Below are 23,537 nucleotides of genomic sequence, written 5' to 3'. Positions count from 1 at the left end.
TGGAAAGGAAATCAGCCTGCTGGTTTAGGCGCCCTCGATAGATCACCCGCAACGCCAGCGCGAAGGTCAGCGGCATAGACCACCCCGATCTGCAGGATGCAGCATAGGGTCAATTGGCCAAGCATGACTGGGCTAGCTGGCCTGCGGCGCGATCGGCTCAAACCATTTTTCCCATTCATTGCCGGCGGCCGGCTTCAATTCATTGCCATTGCGAATGGTCCAGCCCCTCACGCGCTGCGCATTCTTCGACAAAAGTTCCAGGTAGGAGGATGTTTTGCCGCCGCTGCGGGCAACGAGGTGCACTTCGCAAAGAAAATCCGGATGAAGCGCCACACCGCGCATATCCTCGGTCTCGTGATCGCAAGTGACGAAAATGGTTGGATCGCGCTCGCGCCCGGCAACCGCCAGGATGAATTCCACCAGCCCGTCCGGCCGGTCGGTATCGACAAGATAGATGATCGATGAGCTATCGGCCGCGTCTGATCCGAGGAGCGAGAGCGGATATATCGAAGACAATACCTCGTCCTGCATGCTCGAGCTATCATAGCTTGAACCGGTGCCGGCCGCCGACTGGGCATAAATCGACGAACGCGGCACCTCTATCGTCTGCAGCCAGCCATCCTTTCGCGGCACGGCATAGGCCGGAATACCCTGGCGGTGTAGATACTCGGCAAGCCAGATGTCCGCCATGTTGCGGTGACGAAAATCGGTGAGCTTCATTCTCACCAGGCTTGAATGGAAAGCACTGGTACCCGTCGCTGCCACGTGGACCCGCCGGCGCCGCATGAGACTACGCTCATAATGAAAGACGGCGCGACCGCGTTCCTTGTAGTAGCCGCGGCTCGGCTGCAGGATGATCGAGCCATGTACGCTGACGACCGCTCGACCACGCAGTTGCGCCAGTTCGCCGATCATGCGTGCAACGAAATCGTCGGGATAGATGATGTCGTCGTCACAGGTGACATAGATCGCATCCTCGACCTGCTCCAGTCCCCAGAATTTTCCGGCATCGCCATAACGGCTGCCATCGGTGTCGATGAAATGCCGGATCTTCTGATGCTCGGCGATGAAGCGCGGCGCCTCGATAAAGCCGTTGAGATAGACATAAAGCCGATCGACCTGCGGCAGCAGCGACATGACCGCCGCCCGCAGCGCGATCTCGTTGCCCGCTACCGTCGCCATGCCCGCCACGATCACTTTCGTCGGCGGCAGGGCGGCAATATGTGCGGGTTCAATAGCCTTAATCCGCCTGTCCGGATAAGGGTCGGCAAATTTCATTTCAAACAAATAGGTTGGTGTCTCGTTGTACACCTTGATCTTGCGATAGCCGAGCGGCCGCAAAATGGCCTCCACATCCAGCAAAGCTTGCGCTGTCGCCGCCTCGACCAGCAACCTCGGCCGGCATCGCACCATCGTGCCCATGGCACCGCGCAACACATCGGTCTCCATGCCTTCGACATCGATTTTTATCAGGTCGACATGCTGCTCCCGAACGACATCGTCAAGACGCGCCACCGGAACCTGGCCGTCGGTTGCAAGCCTGACGCGCGCCATCCCCATCTTGGACGGGTCTTCCTCGACAACATCCCCCATGCCCGCTTCGGCACCCAGCGCGATCGGCTTGACGTCGACGCGATCCTGCAAGCCGTTCAGGCTTATGTTGGCGCGAAGAATGCGCAATGCTTCCGCATTCGGCTCGATGGCCAGCGTCCGAGCGCCGATCACTGCGCTGAAGAACAGCGTATGATTGCCGATATTGGCGCCGACATCGACCACGAAAGCATTTTCAGGCAGGGACGACCCGATATCCTCCAGCATGGCTCGTTCGTAAAAGCCTTGGCTATGCAGGATGATCCTCTGGATATGATCGTTCGGATTGGGAAGGTGGAACCGGACCGGGATCCGGTAGCTGTTCACTTCACAGGCGACCGTGGCTTGCAGTGTCATCGCGGTACTTTCCAATATGCAGAGGTTTATCACGGAGGCTTAACGGTGATGCGCTGGCGCGATCGCAAGCATCGTCAGCGGCCGCCGACGACCATCAATCCGCTACCGCCTATGGCATCGAGACAGAATTTGAGGCCCGTACTGACGCTCGCCCAACGCTTGGCGGCCAACTCTTCGATCGCGCGGTCTTCGGCGAAAACGCAAAGATTAAAACCTCGAGGCGACAGATTGTTTGCCAGCGCCGGCAGGGCAAGCAACGCGCTCTCGGCCGGATAGGCGGTGTTTTTCAGATCCACGACGACCAGGTCGAACTTGACGTCCTCGCCGATCGGTCTGGTGTCCGGAAAGATCGCGGAAACGTTCTCGAAGCTCACATTGGTAGGCTCAGTCTCTATGATGGAAATCCTGTCCGTCTGACCGCTGGCGATGAAGCGCGCTTCGATGTCTGCGACCTGTTCCGGCGAGATACACAGGCAGTTCAACCCGGCCTCGAGACCGGAAATAAGGGACGCCAGCACCAAGGCGGAGCGCGGCGCACCGATATGGAGAATATTCGGCGTTTCGCTCCTTTGGAACGTGGCGCGGCGAAGCGCCCAGATCTGCATCGGCGTCAACGGATCCCGACCGGCGACCGATTGGGCGTCGAGCAAAGTCGGATATCCGGCGATAAGGATTTCGCTGGCCGTCTCCTGCCACGCCTGCCCGGCTCCGACAGCGGTGGCGAGCGGGCGGCTCTCGACGGACGCCGGAGCAAGGACCCGCGCCGCCGTCGCATTCTTTGCCGGGCGGGTCAACGGCAGGGGCGGCTTGTTGAACACCTCCTGCGCCGAGCGCTGCTGCGCGGTGGAATTCAGTCCACGAGACTGTGGGTCGAGATTGTGATGAGAATAGGGATTGGTCGCCGTGTAGCGATGCGCATTGACCGGAATAAACTCATAGCGGCGCGTCTGATCGAGAATAGGCAAGGCAAGCGCGATGTCGCAGGCTGCCATGTACCACTGGCCGGCGCTATCACGCAAATAGCCCTCGGGAACATTGTCCAGCAAAGAGGCACGGAAGCTGAAGAGATGGCTGGTTTTCCAGCCCTGCCGACGTGGCGAAAGATTGGGATCGAGAGCACCGTTACCGCCAATCCCGCCGCCGTCGGTGATGAAGTTCGTCCAGACGACATCCTGTCCGTCTGCATAGCACCGCGACATCTGCTCGATGATGGTCGGAATGATCACCTGATCGTCGCCATCGAGGATGACGATAAACTCCGCCATATTCGTGCGCGGCCTCAGATGCTCCCAGACGTTGCGCGACTTTCCCCATCGCGCATCGTTGCGAATAAAGGTGTGCCGGTTCAAAAAGAGATCGTTGAGGAGTGCTGCCGCAATGATACCAGTGTCATCCTCGGAACAATCATCGACGAAAAGGACGTGCAGATCATCGTGCGTTTGCCGCGAAAGGCTCGCCAGGGATTGCCTCACATACATTTCGCAATCGCGCGCCGTCATGAAGATCAGAGCCTTTGCCCTGTTTGCAATTTCCGTCATTGATGATTTCGAAGCCCCAATCCGATACAGCGCATCCGAAGGACCTACGATCCTCCCGTCGTGTCCATTAGCGAATGTGGCTGGCTCCAACCTTGTGGGCCGCTCGGTTCACTGCGGCAGCGACTGCGTCACGGCGATGATCGGGCCGAGCGGAAACTGTCCGTCCCGCCTCTGCCATTCCGGTATATCGAGGCTGGAGATGCCGCCGTCGAGGAAGAGCGCATTGGCGCAGCCGAGGTCGTCGCGGAACAGGGTCGCGAAATCGTGGAAGCGCACAGCGCCGTCGGATGCGGCGAAGATCACCTTACCGTCCGCCGAAATGCCAACGCCGTTGCGTGTCTTGAAACTGGTGCTGTCGGCGAGGAACGACGGATGCAGCTTGCCGTCGATCACCAGCATCGGACCGGACTGCGTCGCGTAGAACGGCTTGATGCCGGAAGCGATGAAGGCTTTGCTCTCCATGATGCCGGCATGGCCCGGCAGGATGTAGAAGACGCCGTTCGGCAGCAGATGAAAATTGCCCCATCCCTTGTTGGTGTTGATCGCTCTCTGCTCTCTACCATTTTCGATATAGAGGCCAACAGGCGACTGATCGTCCCGGTACATGCCGCCGTTCATGGCGAAGCGGATAAAGAGCCGATCTTGCATCAAATCCCTCTCCAGTGCCCGGAAGGAGCCGTAGGGCTTGCCGCTGCGGTCGTTCTGGTAAAGCTGGATACCATCAATGGCGGGATCGAAAGTGCAGACCGTATAGCTGTCTGCGAGATGCAGGACCTTGCGGCAGGCTTCATCGGCAAAGGCCGAGCTGGCACAGGCAAGGACAGCAAGCATGGTCAGCAATCGGCTCAAACGCACAACTCCGCAGCGGATTTCGCAGACATTGGAGCAAAGGGGAAATAGCACAAAAGAAGGAAATCCCTCGGCCTTTTAAGATTGAAGTGCCGCCATGTGAAAGGCAAGCTGCCCCTTGGGGTAACGATAGCCGGAACCCACCGGACAGGCATTGCGCGCCAGACAGCCATCGACCATGCAGCCGACCTTTCCCGCCGCCGAGCGAAGATGCGACCGACAGCCGGCAACATCGAAGTCGGTGGGCGCGACGGCATCGACAGGACAAACCGTCAGGCAAGGCTTTAAGACGCACTGGTCGCAGGGGTGTGAAACAACCGTCTGTGGTTCAGTTTCTCCGATCAAGTCGGCAAAGCCGAGGGCGCCGCGATAGCCGTGCCATAAGCCATAGTCTGGATGGATCAGGATGCCGAGCGGCGATGCCTTCAAACCCTCCGCCCGTATGGCCCAGCGTTGAAACGGCTGCCACGGTGGGTCGGAGGGAAAATAAGCCGTGGCGTCGAATGCTGCGGCGAGCGGCCGGATGATCGCCTTCGACCAGTCGTCCAGCGGATCCTTGCGGCCGGCATTTTCCGTCGATTGCCGCCACCGGGAAAACGGCTCCCAGATGGAGCCGCCGATATTTCCGAGCAGAACCACGCTCCGCGCCTGCTTCCCGTCGGCCAATGCCGGTCCCTCGCCCTTGCCAAAGGAGACGGTCCCGCGAATAAAAATTCCGTGCGGAGCAAGCGCCGCACGGAGTTTGCTGACTATGATAGAGCCGCCGCTCATCGCGGCCCCTTATATTGATAGTGGGGCCGCCAGACCTCTTTCTGGATGAGATCGGCGACGCGTACCGCACCGCCTTGCTCCCTGGCGGCCTCGGGCTCTCTTCAGGTGAAAGCGTCCGGCATCGAATCCTTGCGCTTCTGGATATATGCCAGCAACGCCTCGTCGATTGCTGGGTCGAGCGGCGGCGCTTCATAGTGATCAAGCCAGGAGCGGCAAAGCGCATTGGCGCGTTCCTCGATGCGCTTCTGGCCCTCGATTTCCCACTGCTCGAAGGAATTGTTGTCGGCGAGCGCCGAGCGGTAGAAGGCCGTCTGGAAATTGGCCTGCGTATGACCGCAGCCGAGATAGTGGCTGCCGGGCCCGACTTCGCGAATAGCGTCCAGCGCCTGACCGTTTTCCGAAAGATCGACGCCCGCGGCCATTTTCTGCATCATGCCGAGCTGATCCTGGTCGATCATGAACTTCTCGTAGGAGGAGACGAGGCCGCCTTCGAGCCAGCCGGCCGCGTGCAGCACGAAATTCGTGCCGGCAAGCAGCGTCATGTTCAGCGTATTGGCAGATTCGTGCGCTGCCTGCGCATCCGGCACCTTGGAGGCGCAGAGCGAGCCGCCGGTACGGAACGGCAGGCCGAGGCGGCGTGCAAGCTGGGCTGAACCGTAGGAAACCAGCGACGGCTCCGGCGTACCAAAGGTCGGCGCACCCGACTGCATCGAGATGGAGGCTGCGAAAGTGCCGTAGAGCACCGGCGATCCCTTGCGGATCAACTGCGTGAAGGACGCGCCGGCCAGCACTTCGGCCAGGATCTGCGTCAGCGTGCCCGCAACCGTCACCGGGCTCATTGCGCCGGAAAGGATGAAGGGGGAGACGACGGAGGCCTGGTTATGCCGCGCATAGACCTTCAATGCACCGAGCATGGTCTCATCGAATACCATCGGCGAGTTGGCGTTGATCAGGTTCAGGGTGACGCAATTGTTTTCGACGAAGTCATCGCCGAAGACGATCTTGGCCATGGCAATCGTGTCTTCGGCACGTTCCGGCGCGGTGACCGAGCCCATGAACGGCTTGTCGGAATATTTGATATGGCTGTAGACCATATCGAGGTGACGCTTGTTGACGGGAATGTCGACCGGCTCGCAGACCGTGCCGCCTGACGAATGCATCGACGGCGCCATATAGGCGAGCTTCACGAAATTGCGGAAATCCTCGATCGTTGCGTAACGACGATTTCCCTCGAGATCGCGGACGAAGGGTGGGCCGTAGACCGGCGCGAAGATCGTCGCCTTGCCGCCCACATGGGCGTTGCGAGCGCTATTGCGCGCATGCCAGGTGAATTCCTTCGGTGCCGTCTTCAAAAGTTCCCGGCAGAGCCCCTTCGGGAAATGGACCCGCTGCCCCTTAACATCGGCGCCGGCTTCCTTCCAGAGCGCCAGCGCTTCTGCGTCGTCGCGAAACTCGATGCCGATTTCTTCAAGCACGGTATCGGCGTTGCGCTCGATGAGCTGCAGGCCTTCCTCGTCCAATACTTCGTAGACGCCAATCCTGCGGGTAATATATGGAAGCGACGGACCCGGCCCACCGCCGCTGCGCGATGCGCGCCGAGCGGCCGCACCTCTGCCCTCGCTGCGCGAACGCCGTCCGCCACCATCACCGCCAGCGGCCGGTTGCTCAATGTTATCGTCCATGATGCTTCCTCACTCCTGCGCATGAATGCGTCTGTCATTGCCCCATGCTAACCGATTCCGTCGCCCGGACGTTTCTTTATGCGCCAGCGACTAGCATAGGACAGACATGGGCAAGGCGAAATTGCTTCATTTCCATGCGTCGCGATTGATCCCTGCGACGTCGCTTTCGAAAAGGGTTTTGTCAGGCTTCGGGTCTATCGGTAAAGCCAGCAGTGTTTTATACAAGCCTCTGATGCATCGCACGAAAACGGGATGGAGCGCATGTCTGACGACGAAATCATTCTCGCGGAACTTTCGGATGAGGAACTCGTGCAGCAGATGCATGATGACCTCTATGACGGACTGAAGGAAGAAATCGAGGAAGCGACCAATATCCTCCTCGAACGCGGCTGGGTGCCCTATGATGTCCTCACTCAAGCGCTTGTCGAAGGCATGCGCATCGTTGGCATCGACTTCCGCGACGGCATTCTCTTCGTTCCTGAAGTGCTGCTTTCCGCCAATGCAATGAAGGCCGGCATGGCGATCCTCAGGCCGCTGCTGGCGCAGACCGGCGCGCCGAAGCTCGGCAAGATGGTGATCGGCACCGTCAAGGGCGACATTCATGACATTGGCAAGAACCTTGTCGGCATGATGATGGAAGGCGCCGGCTTCGACGTTATCGATCTCGGCATCAATAACCCGGTCGAAAACTATCTCGACGCGATCGAACGCGAACAGCCTGATATTCTCGGCATGTCAGCGCTTTTGACGACGACCATGCCCTACATGAAGGTCGTCATCGATACGCTGAAGGAAAAGGGCATGCGGGACGACTATGTCGTACTCGTCGGCGGTGCGCCGCTTAACGAGGAGTTCGGCAAGGCAGTCGGTGCCGATGCCTATTGCCGTGACGCAGCCGTGGCGGTCGAAACCGCCAAGGATTTCATGAAGCGCAAGCACAACAGCCACGCTGCCAACGCCTGATTTCGACGAATGCTAAGGCCGGCGGCAGGGATTGCCGCCGGCCGACCGGCATCCCAGATCAGTTGACGACCGCTCTCTTTACCTGGTGACCGGCATTTTCGGTCGCGTTAACCGCATTGGCCGTATCCCTGCCCATGCCGCGAATTGTGTTGGCGCACGAAGCGAGTACCATAAGGACTGCGCAGGCGGCCGCGATTTTGGTGAGTGTCGGTGCAGTCATGATCGGAGCCCTTTCGGAATGGATATTGATCGGCAAAAGGCGGAGACGAATACCTCGCCCAATGAACGCGTAATCGCGCAAAAAGTTCATGTGATCGCGTGCGGTGCAATCGCGCGCGAGATACTGGCGATCACCAGGATCAATAACCTCGATCACATCGACCTGCACTGTTTTCCCGCCATCTATCACTCCTATCCACAGAAGATCGCCCCGGCCCTCGAAGAGGCTATCGCGGACGCGCGCTCGCGCGGCTTTAAGAAGATTTTCGTCGGTTATGCCGACTGCGGCACCGGCGGCGACATCGACAAGATCTGCGAGCGCGAAGAAATCGATCGCCTCTCTGGCCCCCACTGCTATTCCTTCTTCAGTGGCAACGAGGCCTTCGCCGCCCGGGAAGACGACGTTACCTCTTTCTTCCTCACCGATTTCCTAGCCCGCCAGTTCTTATCCTTCGTCGTCGTACCGCTCGGCCTCGACCGGCATCCGGAGCTGAAGGAAATATATTTCGGCAACTACCGCAAGGTCGTCTATCTGTCGCAAGAAGAGGACCCGGCACTGCAGGAAAAAGCAAAAGCAGCGGCAGCCTATCTCGGCCTCGACTATGAATACCGCTTCACCGGCTACGGCGATCTCGCCCGCGAATTGCTGGCCGTCTGATTACGACATCGCCGCCCGTCTCCTTAACTGAGGCAGCCACGAGACGCGACCATGGTGGCGGCGCCGAAATCCGTGAATTGCCGCGAAAAACAAGACGATGTCACTCAAAGGTGACTAAAGGCGACAGCAGAGAAGACGGTTTCTGCGCGACGTCGTTTTTCAGCATGTACGGCGTCGCCGCAAGCGCAGTCCCCGGATCGGCGGACGTGCATTCTTGATCAAAGAGGAGAATTTGCATGGCCGATCGCATTGTCGTCTATTGGCGGGATATTCCCGCCCAGATCATCATCAAGAAGGGACGGCAGACAGCCAAGCGCGAACTGTCGCTTCGCTTCACCGAGGCGATCGACATGTGCGCCATGCGCACGGGCGCCGCGGAGACGGACGACTATCTGGCAGAATGGCGCAAAGCCGATCCCATGCCCGTCTCCGACGATCTTGAAGCAGAGGCCGACAAGGCCGCAAGCGAACTCGAAGCTGCCTACGACCGCGAGCGTCTCGTCGCGCTGGTCAAGGCAGGGGGCCGCGACAATGGCTGATGCAGTTCAGAAACCGGGCAATGCCGCTGCTGGAGCAAAGGCGGCCAGCGGCGCCTATACGCCATCAGGCGTTTCGCCGAACCGACGGGCCCGCCGCAAATATACAGTCCGCCTCTGGGCCGTACGCAATTCGCGCTTCCTCGAGTGGTTTTATCATCGCTTCGCCGATACGTTCCTGCTTTTGCATCCACTCTGGAAATCGATCGGCTATGAGCGCGTCGAACGACCGATCACCTTCGTCGAGCGCAATGTGAAGGGATTTCTTTTCGACTGCCGGATGTGTGGGCAATGCGCGTTGTCGTCAACCGGCATGTCCTGCCCGATGAACTGTCCGAAGCAATTGCGCAACGGCCCCTGCGGCGGCGTGCGTGCCAATGGCAATTGCGAAGTGGAGCCCGACATGCCCTGCGTCTGGGTGCAGGCCTGGAACGGCTCGCGCAACATGGTCGGTGGCGATGCGATCTTGAAGGTACAGAAGCCGGTGAACCAGTCGCTGCGCGAAACCTCCTCCTGGCTGCGCGTGACAGCAGAGGCCGCAGCCGCGCGTGAAGCGGCGAAGAAGGAAGCTTGATCGATGGCGCATATAGATGAAAATCCGCTTGGCGCCCATCTGCCGCTCGATCCCCTGCCCGGCCATTCCTCGCTCGGGCGGTTGGAACGCGTGCTGCGTCGCGGCGAGTTCGCCGTCACCGCGGAGCTGAACCCGCCCGACAGCGCCGATGCCGAAGATGTTTACGAACGCGCCTCGATCTTCGACGGCTGGGTAGATGGCATCAACGCGGTCGATGCCTCCGGCGCCAATTGCCACATGTCTTCGGTCGGCATCTGCGCGCTGCTGACGCGCATGGGCTATGCGCCGATTATGCAGATCGCCTGCCGCGACAAGAACCGCATCGCCATTCAGGGCGACGTGCTGGGTGCCGCCGCGATGGGCGTCTGCAACATCATGTGCCTGACCGGCGACGGCGTGCAGGCAGGCGATCAGCCGGGCGCCAAACCGGTTTTCGATCTGGACTGCATGTCGCTCCTCGAGACCGTGCGCATCATGCGCGACAACGCAAAGTTCCTCTCCGGCCGCAAGCTGACGTCACCGCCGAAAGTCTTTCTCGGCGCCGCCATCAATCCGTTTGCGCCGCCTTATGACTTCCGGCCCTATCGCTTGGCAAAGAAGATCGAAGCCGGCGCGCAGTTCGTCCAAAGCCAATATTGCTACGATGTGGCGATGTTCCGCGACTACATGAAAAAGGTCAGGGATCTCGGCCTTGATGAGAAGTGCTTTATCCTCGTCGGTGTCGGACCGCTGGCTTCCGCCAGAACCGCGCGCTGGATGCGCTCGAACGTGCCGGGCGTGCACATTCCGGACGCGATCATCAAGCGCATCGAAGGTGCCGAGGATCAAAAGAAGGAAGGCAAGAAGCTCTGTATCGACATCATCAACGAGGTGAAGGAGATCGAGGGCGTTTCCGGCATCCATGTCATGGCCTATCGCCAGGAAGAATATGTCGCAGAGATGGTGCATGAATCGGGCGTGCTGAAAGGCCGCCAGCCATGGAAGCACGAGGCGAACCGAACCGACGTGCTTGTCGCCGAGCGCCTGGAACATATCCGCGGGGGCATGGAGGAGAACCAGCAGCAAATGGCCGAAGCGGCCGCCCATCATCCGCCGCACCAAACGCATTGAACGAGAATATTCGCAACAGGCGGGCGCAGGAGCCGGCCTGGCTTGTAACCCAAATCATCGCACGATAGACCACCTCTATCGGGCAAACTGACCAGAGGATCAGATATGACGCGCACCATCGTTGCTTCAGCCCCTCGCGAAATCGTCATCGGTTTCGACCAGCCTTTTTGCGTGATTGGCGAACGCATCAACCCGACGGGGCGCAAGAAGCTGGCCGCCGAGATGATCGAGGGCAACTTCGATACCGTCATCAAGGACGCGCTGGAACAGGTAGCCGCCGGCGCGACCATGCTTGACGTCAATGCCGGGGTCACTTCGGTCAATCCGAACGAGACGGAACCGGGCCTTTTGGTGCAGACGCTGGAAATCGTCCAGGGCCTCGTCGACGTGCCGCTGTCGATCGACAGTTCGGTGACGGCGGCCATTGAAGCGGCGCTGAAAGTCGCCAAGGGCCGGCCACTGGTCAATTCCGTCACCGGCGAGGAGGAAAAGCTAGAAGCCATCCTGCCGTTGGTGAAGAAATACGATGTGCCCGTCGTCGCGATTTCCAACGACGAGACCGGCATTTCCATGGACCCCGATGTCCGCTTCGCCGTCGCGAAAAAGATCGTCGAACGCGCCATGGATCACGGCATCAAGCCGCATGACATCGTCGTCGATCCTCTCGTCATGCCGATCGGTGCGCTGGGCGACGCCGGCCGTCAGGTCTTCGCGCTGCTGCACCGCCTGCGCAACGAGCTGAAGGTCAATACCACCTGCGGCCTTTCCAATATTTCCTTCGGCCTGCCGCACCGCCATGGCATCAATGCTGGCTTCATCCCGATGGTCATCGGCGCCGGCATGACCTCGGCGATCATGAATCCCTGCCGCCCGCAGGAAATGGAAGCCGTCCGCGCCGCAAACGTACTGAACGGCACCGACGCCAATTGCACCAACTGGATCATGACGTATCGCGACTACAAGCCGGCCGAGGGCGGTGCCGCAGCACCCTCATCGGCCGCTCCCGCCGCTGGCGGCGGACGTCGCGGCGGTCGCGCTGCGCGTGCGGGCACCGGAGCTGCGAGGGAATAGCGATGTATCCGAGCCGCCGGCTTTCCAACGATCTCGCGACGCTCTGGTTTCAGGCGCCGATGGTGATCGCGATGCGCACGCAACAAATGTGGACGGCGGCATTGACCGGCGGTGCCATGAACACCGCAGAACTCAACCGGATGGTCTTAGAAAAGATGATGGCTGCGGCGGAAAGCGCCGTCGCGGCCAATATCGCCATGGCCCAACAGAACATCACGGCAACAACAGCGATCGCAACCGGCGGCGCCACCTCATCGCGGCGCGCCGCCGATGCAATCGCCCGGGCGACCGTAAAGCCCTACAGCAAGCGCGTTCGATCGAATGTGCGCCGCCTTACCAAACAGAAAGGCTGATCCGTGGCCGAAGCCAGCGACAGCACCAATCCCCTCGTCCTTTTCATGCCCTCCGGCAAGCGTGGCCGTTTCGCAGTCGGAACACCGGTGCTGGAGGCGGCTCGCCAGCTTGGCGTCTATGTCGAGAGCGTCTGCGGCGGTCGCGCGACCTGCGGGCGTTGCCAGGTCTCGGTGCAGGAGGGCAATTTCGCCAAGCACAAGATCGTCTCCGCCAATGACCATCTCTCGCCAATCGGCCCGAAAGAGAGGCGCTATGCCGAGGTCCGCGATCTTCCCGAAGGACGACGCCTCTCCTGCTCGGCGCTCATAAAGGGCGATCTCGTCATCGACGTGCCGCAGGATACGGTGATCAATGCGCAGGTGGTGCGCAAGGCCGCCGATGAGCGCGTCATCGCTCGCGATACGGCGGTGCATATGTGCTACGTCGAGGTCGAAGAGCCGGATATGCACAAGCCATCAGGCGATCTCGACCGGTTGAAAGCCGCATTGGCGGCCGACTGGAAATACGACAATCTCGAAGTCGACTTTCACATCATCCCCCAGGTTCAATCGATCCTGCGCAAGGGCGAATGGAAGGTTACCGCCGCGATCCACCGGGATCATGAGGGCGACCGCCCTCGCCTCATCGCACTCTATCCGGGCCTGAAGAACGAAGCCTATGGCATCGCCTGCGATATCGGCTCGACGACGATCGCCATGCACCTCTCCTCGCTGCTGTCGGGCCGCACGGTGGCATCTGCCGGCGCATCCAATCCGCAGATCCGCTTTGGCGAAGATCTGATGAGCCGCGTCTCCTATGTCATGATGAACCCCGATGGCCGTGGCGCCATGACCAATGCCGTGCGCGAAGCGCTGAACGGACTGATCGACAAGGTCTGCGCCCAGGGCGGTGTCTCGCGCCAGGACATTCTGGATGCAGTCTTCGTCGGCAATCCGATCATGCATCATCTCTTCCTCGGCATTGATCCGACCGAGCTCGGCGGCGCGCCCTTCGCGCTCGCCGTCTCCGGGGCTGTGCATCTGACGGCGACGGAAGTCGGCCTGCCGATGAATGCCGGCACCCGCGTCTATATGCTACCCTGCATCGCCGGCCATGTCGGCGCCGACGCCGCAGCCGCGACGCTGGCCGAGGGGCCGCACCGGCAGGACGAAATGATGCTGCTGGTCGATATCGGCACCAATGCCGAGATTGTGCTCGGCAACCGCAACCGCGTCGTAGCAGCCTCCTCGCCCACCGGTCCCGCCTTCGAAGGCGCGGAGATTTCCAGCGGTCAGCGCGCCGCCCCGGGCGCCATAGAGCGCGTGCGCATCGATCCCAGCACGCTCGAGCCGCGCTACCGTGTCATCGGTATCGAGCCATGGTCAGACGAGCCGGGCTTCGAAGACGCAGCCGCTGCGGTCGGCGTCACCGGCATTTGTGGCTCGGCCATCATCGAGGTTGTCGCCGAGATGTTCCTGACCGGCATCATCTCTGAAGATGGCGTCGTCGACGGCAGCATGACGGCGCGCTCGCCCCGCATCCTGCAGAATGGGCGGACCTACTCCTATCTGCTGCGCGACGGCGAGCCACGCATTAGTGTGACGCAAAACGACGTGCGCGCCATCCAGCTTGCCAAGGCGGCCCTTTATGCCGGCGTCAAGCTGCTGATGGACAAGCAAGGCATCAGCCATGTCGATCGCATCGGCCTTGCCGGCGCCTTCGGCACTTTCATTGATCCGAAATACGCGATGGTCCTTGGCCTGATACCGGATTGCGCCCTCGACAAGGTGAAGGCGGTCGGCAATGCGGCCGGCACCGGCGCGCGTATGGCGCTGCTCAATCGCGGCCATCGCCGCGAAATCGAGGAAACCGTCAGCAGGATCGAGAAGATAGAGACGGCTCTTGAATCAAAATTTCAGGAGCATTTCGTCTACGCCATGGCGCTGCCGAACAAGGTCGACGCATTCCCGGAACTTTCGAAGGTCGTGACATTGCCGGAACGCAAGCAGCTTGCCGACGATGCAGGCAGCGAGGGCGGCGGTCGCAGACGTCGCCGCAGCCGCGAATAATAAAAGCGCGCCGCCTCAGAGAAGTCGCAAAACAGTGCGCAACAGTATTGCGATAACGACATGCGAAAACTCAGAACCTAAAGTGCAATAGTCTCATCCCAGAGATGCGCTTTAGGCTGCAGCGCGTGCAATCTCCACGAACGCATTGCGGATGCTGTCCGCCACGGCCTTCATCGGCCCGGTCATCTGCGATGCCGTCAGCAGGCGGATGTCGAAGGAGGTGAGTTCGGGCAGACCTTCGTTCGGGCCAAGGACAGTCATGTCATCGGTGACATAGGAGCGCGGAAACGGCGCAATCGCCAGGTCCGAAACCACGGCGGCGCGCTGTGCCATTGTATGGGCACTAAGGTAGGAAACGCGGTAAGGCCGCTTGTGCCGCTCGAGCTGCGCCAAAGCCTCTGATCGCCAGATACATCCATCTTCCCAAATCGAGATCGGCAACGGATCGCGCCGATAGGCCGTACCGCATTTTGCCCCGGCCCAGACCAGGCGCTCGGTATAGATAACCTCGCCATCGGTCGGGAATGGCCGCGTCGCGCAGTTGATCAGCGCCAGATCCAGCCGCTGCTCCTCGATGCGCTTCTTCAACTGGAGACTCATATCGACGGTCACATCGACCATGATGCCTGGATAGCTCTCCGAAAAACTCTTCAGAATGCTCGGTAACAGGCGCTCGCCGATATCATCAGGAGCGCCGAGCCGCACAACGCCACTGAGCTCGGGCATAATGAAGCGCGACACAGCCTCATTGGAGAGAGCCAGGATGTTGCGAGCATAGGATAATAGCATCTCGCCGTGCTGCGTCAGGCTGACTGAGCGCGCGTCACGCAGGAACAACGTCACACCCAACTGTTCTTCCAGCTTCTTGATCTGCATCGAGACTGCAGACGGCGTGCGGTAAACCGCATCGGCGGCTGTGGAGAAATTGCCGGTTTCGGCGATGGCGACAAAGGTGCGCAGAACTTCATTGTCGAGCAGCGGTATGGGCCGGCGAAAAGGTACGGTCATAACGGTGTCCTTCAATTTTTCTGATTTTAAGCACCATATCATTTCATTTGTCTGAATGTCAACGAAGCACCATATTAGTCCTAACGAAATCGATAGCGGCAGCCGAAAAGGAGCAATGACCATGGCTGGCACAGCACTTCGCGAGGCATCTCGCATATTCAAGCTCATGCGCGCCCGCGAAATCCAGCGCACGGCGCAGCACACGCTCGATGAAATTGCAACGCGCTTTCCCGCGCATCTGATCGATGACGTCAACGCCCGCGGTCTGCCCCCGGATCGGGTGCTTGTCGAAACCAACCAATTATGATTCAGCCAACCGATTGAAGTTCCAACATGCTACACAAATTTAGAGATTCTCAGACCGTTGAAGCGCCATCGGTGACCGCCTCAGACAAACTCGCGACCGCCGGATTCACTCCAATAGGGCGACGCATTTCACTTCTGACTATCAATTCTTGAGAGCAATCCCCGCACGAACGCAATCCCCTGCCCGCGGCCCGCTTCCTCTCGATGAACGCCGCGTTCAAAAAGGACATCAGGAAGCCGCCTAGCACCCTAATGCGCCGCCGCATTATCCTCAACAATACCTGATGGACCTGGATTTCGACCGGCCCGAGCGCCAAGGGACGCCCTTGCCGGAGCTTCGCTTTGCGGGGTAAACACGACTCCGCGTTCTTCGAGCGCGATCCGGAAACTTCGTCCAACGACATCTACTCGCCTATCGAGCGTCACTTGTACAACGCTGCTCTAAACCACAAAAGTTTCGATATAGAAATCGGAGGCGCTTGCGGGAAGGTACCGAATAGTCCAGCCTTTAGGGAGGACTATTTATGGGGGAACGCATGCGAAGTAGGATTTCAACCATTGCATGCGCCCGATCCGCTGTCCGAGACCAAGGATGGTATCGACGTTGGTCTGAAAATGTCGGCGGCGGTTCCAGCGGAAGACAAACTCGTCGGCGTAGATGTCGACATGCTTGTCGCGGACGCCGTGATATGTCCCGTAGCTCCATCGCTTGAAATTGGCGAAGAGGCGATGCACCCATGGCAGGACTTTATGGGCAGGAGGAGCATCTTCGGCGCTCAGGTTGATCGCCTGATGATCACGATCCTTCAAGCGCCTATAGGCCGTGTTGCCGTCAGTGAGAAGCAGGCTGCCGACGGCGGTGTTGTCCCGGATGAAGGCGTGCAGGCTCTCGCGGTTGATGTTGACGATGCGCTGCAGGCGGCATCGTGCTGGATATTTTCCAACCTCAACCTCAACCGCCCCGATCATGAAAATCTTGCCGATGGGGCTGCGCCCCTGACCACCGCCTTCAGGCTCATCCTTACGGCGAAACGGCACGTTCGTCTCGTCGATCTCTATGATGCCGCGCAGCGGACGCCTGTCCGGATCGACCATCGCCCGGCGGAGCTTGTGAAGCAGAAGCCAGGCAGTCTTATAGCTGCCGAGACCCAGCTTCGGCTGGAGCTGCAGTGCCGCGCTTTCGATAGTCTGAGGTTACGCGGTCATCTCTTCCGAACGTTTTTCGTTTTTATGTGCGGCCTCAACAAGATAGCGGGTCGCATATGCAACATTTCGCGGAATCGGCTTTGCCTTTCGATAGTCAGCTACTTGCCTCCTAGAGATGTCCAAAGCAGCAGCCATACCTTCCAATGTCATTCCCAAGTCATCCATGGCGTCGCGAAATGACTCGTTGTCGAATTCCACCGATGGAAGTTTGCTGAGCCACAAAGCCGAAAAGTCTAGACCGCCTGGCCATTCGATTCCGGTGCCGTACTCGTCGACACGAAGCTTCGCAAACAAACTGTCGTCGTCGCGCAGTGGGATATAAACTCTTCGGCTGAGTAGAGCCGGTGCCAAGTCAACAACAGAAGTCTTTCCAGACTTCCAGGTGATGCGGACAAGTCGCTTTTCAATCCACTCAGCCTTTGCGGCGCGAGGGAGAGGGGTGCCAATCGAGATGAGGTCATCGTTCATTGAGGCGACTCCATTCATTTTCTAGCTTCTCTCTATTCCCAGTTTCCGAAGCCCATTTGACAACGATCTCAAAGTTCTTCTTCGTAATTTGACCTTGAAGGACAGTTAGATCGGAAATCAAAATCAGCGCATCATGATCTGGAGTGGATACGTGAAATGCGGGGGATTGTGGTCGTTCGCATACACATGAATCTTCACATTTCCAAATTTGACCACCACCGGCATTAATCACTCCGCGAATACTAATAGTGCGCATGGCGCACTATTTCAAGGTCCAAAATGTTTTCTGTATAAGAATCTGGCTCAATCAACGGTAGTTGTCCGGCGGTTAACAGCGCGTTTAATACGGCGAAAGGCTAGGACGCTCGTCCGGTGATGGAAATTGGGCGGCGAAGTAAACATCAGGAGGGCCATTCTTCTGAAACCCCCTCTTGGCTCAATGAAAATTCCGGCTTTTCACCTTCAGCTGATCGATATGAAGGTCGGGAATGAAGGAGTCTCGTGACTTCATTCCTTGGTCCGATGGCTTCAGAGAATCCGGCCTGCCGGGCGTTCCATGACCGAATTCGTCACCCCTCCCGGTCGGCAATCGGAATTCCAGATCGCGATCCGCAAGGCCTGACAGGCTTCCAGACAGATCAAACAGCTGCTGCGCAACCAGGTGAACGACATCGCCCTCCCTCTGGATGCGGCCATTGATCGCCATCATCGAAGCCCCGAGCGCGACGCGTCTCGACCGCTCAAACAGCTTTGGCCAGATGACGACATTCGCAACGCCTGTCTCGTCTTCAATCGTCATGAAGATGACGCCCTTCGCGGAGCCGGGCCGCTGGCGAACCAGTACCAGTCCAGCTGCCATAAGCCATCGACCATCACGAGCGGACATTGCTTCCGCACAGGTAACGACACGACGCTCGACCAATTCCTTACGCAGGAAGCTGACAGGATGCGCCCGCAGGGTCAGGCCGGTGTGCCCGTAATCGAGGACGACGTTGTGTCCCTGGGTCATCTGTCGGAGTTCGACCGTTGGCTCTTCCTGCTCAGTAATCGTCCTTGCCTCGCGTTCAGCGGCCGCTGCAAAAAGTGGGAGCGGCTCGTCACGGAGTGCCTTGATCGCCCACAGCGCATCACGCCGTTCCAGCCCAAGGGACGGAAGAAAGGTATCCGCTTCTGCAAGCTCCACCAACGAAGTGGCAGGCACACCAGACCGTCGCCACATATCATCGACGCTATCGAACGGCTGATCGGCACGGGCGGCAACGATCCGAGCCGCATCCGCCGTTGCCAGGCCTCGCACCATGCGCATGCCCAGGCGGACGGCATGACGATCCGAGCCGTCGATAGCTTCGAGCGTGCAGTCCCATCGGGATTGGTTGATGCAAACCGGTCGAACGTCGACGCCGTGCTCCCGGGCATCCCGCACGATCTGTGCCGGTGCGTAGAAACCCATCGGTTGCGAGTTTAGGAGCGCCGCACAAAAGACGTCAGGGAAATGGCATTTGATGTAGTTGGAGGCGTAGGCGATCAGCGCGAAGGAGGCGGCGTGGCTTTCGGGGAAACCATAGGAACCAAAACCTTCGAGCTGGCTGAACGTCTTTTCAGCAAAGTCTGGCGTGTAGCCGTTGCGGATCATGCCGGAGACGAGCTTGTCCTTGAAGCGCGAGACGCCGCCGGTAAACTTGAAGGTCGCCATGCTTTTGCGCAATTGATCGGCCTCGCCGCCCGTAAAACCGGCACAGACCATCGCGACCTTCATCGCCGACTCCTGAAACAGTGGCACGCCAAGGGTCTTGCTGAGGACGGCTTCCAATTCTGGCGTAGGATATTCGGGCTTCTCCCTGCCCTCTCTGCGGCGCAGATAGGGATGCACCATGTCACCCTGGATCGGACCGGGGCGGACGATGGCCACCTGGATGACGAGATCGTAAAAGGTCCTTGGCTTCATGCGCGGCAACATCGACATCTGAGCCCGGCTCTCGATCTGAAATGTGCCGAGCGTGTCCGCCTTGCGGATCATCGCGTAGGTTGCCGGGTCCTCCTGCGGGATTGTCGCGAGATCGAGATCGATACCCTTCTCCTCGCGGAGGAATGCGAAGCTCTTGGCCATGCAGGTCAGCATTCCGAGTGCCAACACGTCGACTTTCATGAATTTGAGCGCTTCGACATCGTCCTTGTCCCATTCGATCACCTGGCGGTCGACCATGGATGCGGGTTCGATGGGCACCAGGTCGTCAAGACGATCATGCGTGAGAACGAAGCCGCCAGGGTGCTGTCCAAGGTGACGTGGGGCTCCCATGAGCTGCTGGGCAAGCTGGAGCGTCAGCGCAAGACGCCGATCATCCGGATTGAGGTTGAGGTCTCTGACCTGCTTTTCGCCGACGGCTTCTGACCATGCCCAAACGCCCGACGACAAAGCTTTGATCAGGTCCTCCGGCAGGCCGAGCGCCTTGCCGACGTCCCGGATCGCACCCTTTGTCCGGTAGCGCGTCACCGTCGCGCAGAGCGCCGCTTTGTGATGGCCGTAGGTCTTGTAAATCCACTGGATGACCTCCTCCCTACGCTCGTGTTCGAAATCCACGTCGATGTCGGGCGGTTCGTCGCGTTCCTGGCTGACGAAGCGCTCGAACAGCAGGTCGTTGGTATCCGGATCGATGGAGGTGACGCCGAGCACAAAACAGACGGCCGAGTTTGCGGCGGAGCCACGCCCCTGGCAGAGGATTCCTTGGGACCGGGCAAAGCGGACGATTGAAAAAACCGTTAAAAAATAGGGAGCGTAGCGCATGGTCTCGATCAGCGCCAGTTCATGTCGGATAATCTTTTCCACGTGGGAAGGCAGCCCCTCGGGATAGCGATTGGGCACGCATTCCCAAACATAATGCTCCAGCGACTGCTGGGCGGTCATGCCAGGAACGATGGCCTCCTCCGGATATTGGTAGGTCAACTCTTCCATGCTGAAACGACAGCGCTCGACGATCTCCATTGTTCGGGCAAGTGCTTCCGGATAGCGACCGAACAGGCGATCCATCTCTTCCGGCGGTTTGAGGAACCTGTCTGCGTGCCGTTCGCGCTCAAAGCCGACGTCGTCGATTGTGGTTCCTGTGCGGATGCAGGTGACGACATCTTGCAGTTGGCGGCGTCCGGGCTCGTGGAACAGGACGTCGTTGGTGACGACGGTCTTCACCCGATGTCGAGCAGCCATGTTGGAAATTTCGTGCAACCGCATCTGGTCGTTTGGCCGTCGGCGCAGGCAGAGCGAAACATAGGCCCGGTCACCGAAAACCTCCGCCATCTTCCGAAGCTGGATCGCACAGGTTTCGTCCGGAAGGTCCGGCACCAGGATTCCGATCAGACCTTCCGAATAGAGCGCGACGTCATCGAGGTTGAGGATGCAGTTGGCTTTACCGCCCCGCCCCTTCCCGAGCGTCAGCAACCGGGTCAGCCGAGAATAGGCCGCTCGATCTGTCGGATAGGCCAGGATCGACATGCCATCCTGCAGATCGAGACGGCAACCGACGACCAGCCGCAGTCCGGTCGCACGAGATGCCTCCAGCACCCGCACGATACCGGCAAGAGAATTGCGGTCGACGATGCCGAGCGCCTCGATGCCCAGTTCCTTTGCAGTCGCAAACAGCTCATCAGCCGATGATGCTCCACGCAGGAAGCTGAAATGAGTGGTGACCTGCAGCTCGGCATATCTCATGCGAAGATTCCATGGATGAACCAGCGATGCGAGCCGGTATCGAGATCAACGCCGTCGCCGGACCGGAAAATCCAGTAGCGCTCGCCGGTTTCGTCCTCGACGGTGAAATAGTCGCGAACGGCAGCCCATTCCGATGTTCGTTGCCACCATTCTCCGAAGATGCGCTCGGGTCCGTCCGCCCGCTTCACACGCCGCCGTTTGCCGCGCCAGCTAAACCAGACGGGTGGATGGTCAGGCAGCAGAGCCATGACCTCGATCAGCTCGGGCCGATCCATCAACCGCACAGGACGGGGCCAGATCATCGGCCAGGTTTTCCCAACGTCGGGGGCGACGGCCGATATGCGTTGGATTGATCGCTCGGGAACATCGCTTGCGAACGGTGCCATGCGATAGATGCGATAGGTTCCCCGATTGCCCAATACATCGACGAACGCGCCGACGTCGACCGTGGCGTCCTCGACCAGGCTGGATGCGATTTGCTTGTCGTCCAGGGGCTCGACCATGGTGGCGGCGAGGCTAAGCTTCTCGATGCCGAAACCTGGATCGATGCGCTCGATGCGATCACGCAGCAGCTTCGTCAACCAGATAGTGTCGCGCACCGGTTTTGCCGTCCCCGCCCTGAGTGCCTGGATCGTGTTGTCGACGCGGTGGACGATCAGGTCGGTACGCCGGACACCCAACCCCCTTGCCTGAAGCTCCAGACAGAGCTTGGTCACGAGCCGCGAGATGTATTTTGCGATGGTCTCTGCCGCACCAATCGGCTCGGCGAAGGCGCGGTGGACTTCGATGATCTCGGGACAACGGATCGGATCAATCGGCTCGGCAACCCGGTCAAACATCTGGTCGAGACGACGACCAATCTCAGGACCAAAGCGAAGGGCCAATGGCGCACGCGGCGTCGCGGCCAGCTCGCCGACGGTATGGAAGCCAAGCGTGCGCAGGCTGATCACCGTCTCGGCATTCAGCCGCAGCGACGAAAGAGGAAGTCGCGCAACTGCATCTGCCGTTTTCCCTGTCGGAATGATCTTCGTTTCGGTCATCATGGAACGTGCCAGCCCGTATGCAGCTCCCCAGGTATCGGCGACGACGGCACGAGCTTGCAGACCCCGTGCGCGAAACCGGTTCACGAGACCGGACAGCATCAGCTCTTCGCCGCCCTGAAGATGATCGGCTCCTTCGGTGTCCATCACGATGCCATCTGGTGGATCAGCTGCGACTACTGGCGAATATTGAGACAGTGCCCAAAGCGCCAGGCGTTCTAGCGCTGCATGATCAGCGGCGGGATCGACATCGACCATATGGAGGCCCTGCACCAACGCCTGCGCTTTTGCAGCAGGCATGCCAACATGCAGACCGACCCTCGCAGCATTCACGTCAACGGCCGACAACCATCGTTTCGAACCGCTCCTGGCGACAACGACGACCGGCGTCTCAACCGGTATGGACGGATCGGCGCGTCTGATCCGATCCGTCGCCAGCGTCGGAAAGAAGACTGATACGACCCTGGGCATCACATGCACCTATTTCAAAATCCGCACTTTCACCCGCTTTGACCCTGATCAGCTCCGCCAACCATCGTGCTCGCCCGACACCTGGCACCGGAAGCGGCTCGGACGGCAGGACCGATATTCGCCATCGCGTTGCTGCTGCCGTCGGGTGCCCGAAATCCCCCGCCTCAGTCTGCCGTCGCCATCGTCGGATTATCAGACCGATGGTGCCGGAACCTTCGGCGGCCAGCTGCAGACGACGCGAAATCACCATCGGCAAACGCACCGTTTCGGCGACGACCGCGCCCAGTCCCCGGAACCGCAAAGCCTCCTCGAAGGCTTCCAGGACATATTCTTCCTTGATCGCTTCGACATAGATGACGCGATCCGGATGAAGGCCGACCTGGGCCAATGCGGGAGCGAACATGTCTGGACGAGCCAGACACCAGACGACCATGCCCTTCGTCCGGGCAGCGATCCCTCCTGCGAACATGGCTGCGGCGGCTCCGTCGATAGCTCCAGCACCGCCACCGCCAAATTCGTGGATCGCGCCATATGCCAAGCCTCCGCCTGGAAGCCGCTCGTCGATCTCCCGCACGCCAAATGGCAGGACAGTTTTCGGCCGGGCGGCCGTACCCTCAAGATGCTGGATGCGATCTCGAAGCTCGGTGACAATCAGGTTCGCGCCATACTGCGCCATTCGGAGCCTTCGTCAAAATCGGGTTTTCATCTCGTCCAAATGCGAGTATGTTCCCTATTTGTTCCAAAGCTGGGTATGAGTCAATGTGCATGCAAAGGCGAGCTTGCCGTTGAATTGCAACTGGGCCGCATGCCGCTGATGTCAAGGTGTACGTAGATTCAATAGCTTGATGACCCGCCATGCCCATGCCGGTGTTAAAGCACAGGAGAAACAGGTGATGGACAATGTGATCGCAATTGAAAGGTAAGCGCGTAGGCCATCCCACGTAGCGCCAGGATGGGAAATCGTTCATTTTCAGCATGAATCATGCTGGGAATCCTATGAGTGAAGATATGAATCAGG

Annotated in this window: 21 protein-coding genes; 9 read left to right on the top strand and 12 right to left on the bottom strand. The window is 59.5% G+C overall.

Annotated elements, in window-relative coordinates:
* Positions 1-132 precede the first annotated feature (132 nt).
* The 5 genes from PY650_RS20095 to PY650_RS20075 form a co-directional block, all read right to left on the bottom strand.
* Positions 133-1,947, bottom strand: coding sequence for an FkbM family methyltransferase (locus PY650_RS20095; protein ID WP_285881303.1), 1,815 nt, complete (start codon positions 1,945-1,947; stop codon positions 133-135).
* Between the two features lie 74 nt (positions 1,948-2,021).
* The gene (locus tag PY650_RS20090; protein WP_285881302.1) at positions 2,022-3,485 is read right to left on the bottom strand and encodes a glycosyltransferase family 2 protein; all 1,464 of its coding nucleotides are present in this window, start codon (positions 3,483-3,485) and stop codon (positions 2,022-2,024) included.
* A gap of 108 nt (positions 3,486-3,593) precedes the next feature.
* Complete coding sequence (locus tag PY650_RS20085) at positions 3,594-4,316, bottom strand: phosphodiester glycosidase family protein (protein ID WP_285881365.1); 723 nt, start codon at positions 4,314-4,316, stop codon at positions 3,594-3,596.
* 96 nt (positions 4,317-4,412) lie between these two features.
* A complete protein-coding gene (locus PY650_RS20080) occupies positions 4,413-5,105 on the bottom strand; it encodes a ferredoxin (protein ID WP_285881301.1) in 693 nt (230 codons plus the stop codon).
* A 101-nt stretch (positions 5,106-5,206) separates the two neighbouring features.
* Complete coding sequence (locus tag PY650_RS20075) at positions 5,207-6,787, bottom strand: trimethylamine methyltransferase family protein (protein ID WP_285881300.1); 1,581 nt, start codon at positions 6,785-6,787, stop codon at positions 5,207-5,209.
* A 261-nt stretch (positions 6,788-7,048) separates the two neighbouring features.
* On the opposite strand from PY650_RS20075, the gene PY650_RS20070 reads away from it, so the two are divergent.
* Positions 7,049-7,750, top strand: coding sequence for a corrinoid protein (locus PY650_RS20070; protein WP_285881299.1), 702 nt, complete (start codon positions 7,049-7,051; stop codon positions 7,748-7,750).
* A gap of 58 nt (positions 7,751-7,808) precedes the next feature.
* On the opposite strand, the gene PY650_RS20065 is transcribed toward PY650_RS20070, so the two are convergent.
* On the bottom strand, positions 7,809-7,970 hold the full coding sequence (locus PY650_RS20065; protein WP_285881298.1) for an entericidin domain-containing protein: 162 nt from the start codon (positions 7,968-7,970) through the stop codon (positions 7,809-7,811).
* Positions 7,971-7,988: 18 nt separating this feature from the next.
* Here PY650_RS20065 and PY650_RS20060 point away from each other — a divergent pair, with 18 nt between their 5' ends.
* The 7 genes from PY650_RS20060 (at position 7,989) to PY650_RS20030 (ending at position 14,320) form a co-directional block, all read left to right on the top strand.
* Positions 7,989-8,627, top strand: a complete 639-nt coding sequence (locus PY650_RS20060) for a DUF1638 domain-containing protein (RefSeq protein ID WP_285881297.1) — start codon at positions 7,989-7,991, stop codon at positions 8,625-8,627.
* 236 nt (positions 8,628-8,863) lie between these two features.
* Entirely contained in the window at positions 8,864-9,166 is a 303-nt protein-coding gene (locus PY650_RS20055; protein ID WP_285881296.1) for a virulence factor, read from the top strand.
* Entirely contained in the window at positions 9,159-9,737 is a 579-nt protein-coding gene (locus tag PY650_RS20050; RefSeq protein WP_285881295.1) for a methylenetetrahydrofolate reductase C-terminal domain-containing protein, read from the top strand. Before PY650_RS20055 ends, PY650_RS20050 begins: the two co-directional genes overlap by 8 nt.
* A gap of 3 nt (positions 9,738-9,740) precedes the next feature.
* On the top strand, positions 9,741-10,847 hold the full coding sequence (locus PY650_RS20045; RefSeq protein WP_285881294.1) for a methylenetetrahydrofolate reductase: 1,107 nt from the start codon (positions 9,741-9,743) through the stop codon (positions 10,845-10,847).
* Positions 10,848-10,952: 105 nt separating this feature from the next.
* Positions 10,953-11,918, top strand: a complete 966-nt coding sequence (locus PY650_RS20040; RefSeq protein WP_285881293.1) for a methyltetrahydrofolate cobalamin methyltransferase — start codon at positions 10,953-10,955, stop codon at positions 11,916-11,918.
* 2 nt (positions 11,919-11,920) lie between these two features.
* A complete protein-coding gene (locus tag PY650_RS20035; RefSeq protein ID WP_285881292.1) occupies positions 11,921-12,271 on the top strand; it encodes a hypothetical protein in 351 nt (116 codons plus the stop codon).
* Between the two features lie 45 nt (positions 12,272-12,316).
* Positions 12,317-14,320 carry an ASKHA domain-containing protein gene (locus PY650_RS20030; RefSeq protein ID WP_285881364.1) on the top strand — a complete coding sequence of 668 codons (2,004 nt, stop codon included), beginning with the start codon at positions 12,317-12,319 and terminating at the stop codon, positions 14,318-14,320.
* A 111-nt stretch (positions 14,321-14,431) separates the two neighbouring features.
* Here the strand turns inward: PY650_RS20030 and PY650_RS20025 are convergent, their stop codons facing one another.
* Positions 14,432-15,370 (bottom strand): LysR family transcriptional regulator, encoded by a 939-nt coding sequence (locus tag PY650_RS20025; RefSeq protein WP_285881291.1) that lies wholly within the window; start codon positions 15,368-15,370, stop codon positions 14,432-14,434.
* A 79-nt stretch (positions 15,371-15,449) separates the two neighbouring features.
* On the opposite strand from PY650_RS20025, the gene PY650_RS20020 reads away from it, so the two are divergent.
* Entirely contained in the window at positions 15,450-15,635 is a 186-nt protein-coding gene (locus PY650_RS20020; protein ID WP_285881290.1) for a hypothetical protein, read from the top strand.
* A 521-nt stretch (positions 15,636-16,156) separates the two neighbouring features.
* On the opposite strand, the gene PY650_RS20015 is transcribed toward PY650_RS20020, so the two are convergent.
* The 5 genes from PY650_RS20015 to PY650_RS19995 all read right to left on the bottom strand — a co-directional run bounded on the left by PY650_RS20015 (position 16,157) and on the right by PY650_RS19995 (position 23,195).
* Entirely contained in the window at positions 16,157-16,804 is a 648-nt protein-coding gene (locus PY650_RS20015; RefSeq protein ID WP_285881363.1) for an IS1595 family transposase, read from the bottom strand.
* 24 nt (positions 16,805-16,828) lie between these two features.
* Positions 16,829-17,308 carry a DUF2442 domain-containing protein gene (locus PY650_RS20010; RefSeq protein ID WP_285881289.1) on the bottom strand — a complete coding sequence of 160 codons (480 nt, stop codon included), beginning with the start codon at positions 17,306-17,308 and terminating at the stop codon, positions 16,829-16,831.
* Positions 17,309-17,744: 436 nt separating this feature from the next.
* On the bottom strand, positions 17,745-21,008 hold the full coding sequence (locus PY650_RS20005; protein WP_285881288.1) for an error-prone DNA polymerase: 3,264 nt from the start codon (positions 21,006-21,008) through the stop codon (positions 17,745-17,747).
* Positions 21,005-22,519 carry a Y-family DNA polymerase gene (locus PY650_RS20000; RefSeq protein ID WP_285881287.1) on the bottom strand — a complete coding sequence of 505 codons (1,515 nt, stop codon included), beginning with the start codon at positions 22,517-22,519 and terminating at the stop codon, positions 21,005-21,007. The genes PY650_RS20005 and PY650_RS20000 overlap by 4 nt, the downstream gene beginning before the upstream one ends.
* Positions 22,440-23,195 (bottom strand): ImuA family protein, encoded by a 756-nt coding sequence (locus tag PY650_RS19995; protein ID WP_285881286.1) that lies wholly within the window; start codon positions 23,193-23,195, stop codon positions 22,440-22,442. Before PY650_RS19995 ends, PY650_RS20000 begins: the two co-directional genes overlap by 80 nt.
* Between the last annotated feature and the right edge of the window lie 342 nt (positions 23,196-23,537).

The organism is Martinezella calliandrae, assembly GCF_030272695.1.
Lineage (GTDB): Bacteria > Pseudomonadota > Alphaproteobacteria > Rhizobiales > Rhizobiaceae > Rhizobium > Rhizobium calliandrae.
This window is presented reverse-complemented; position numbering and strand designations above follow the sequence as displayed.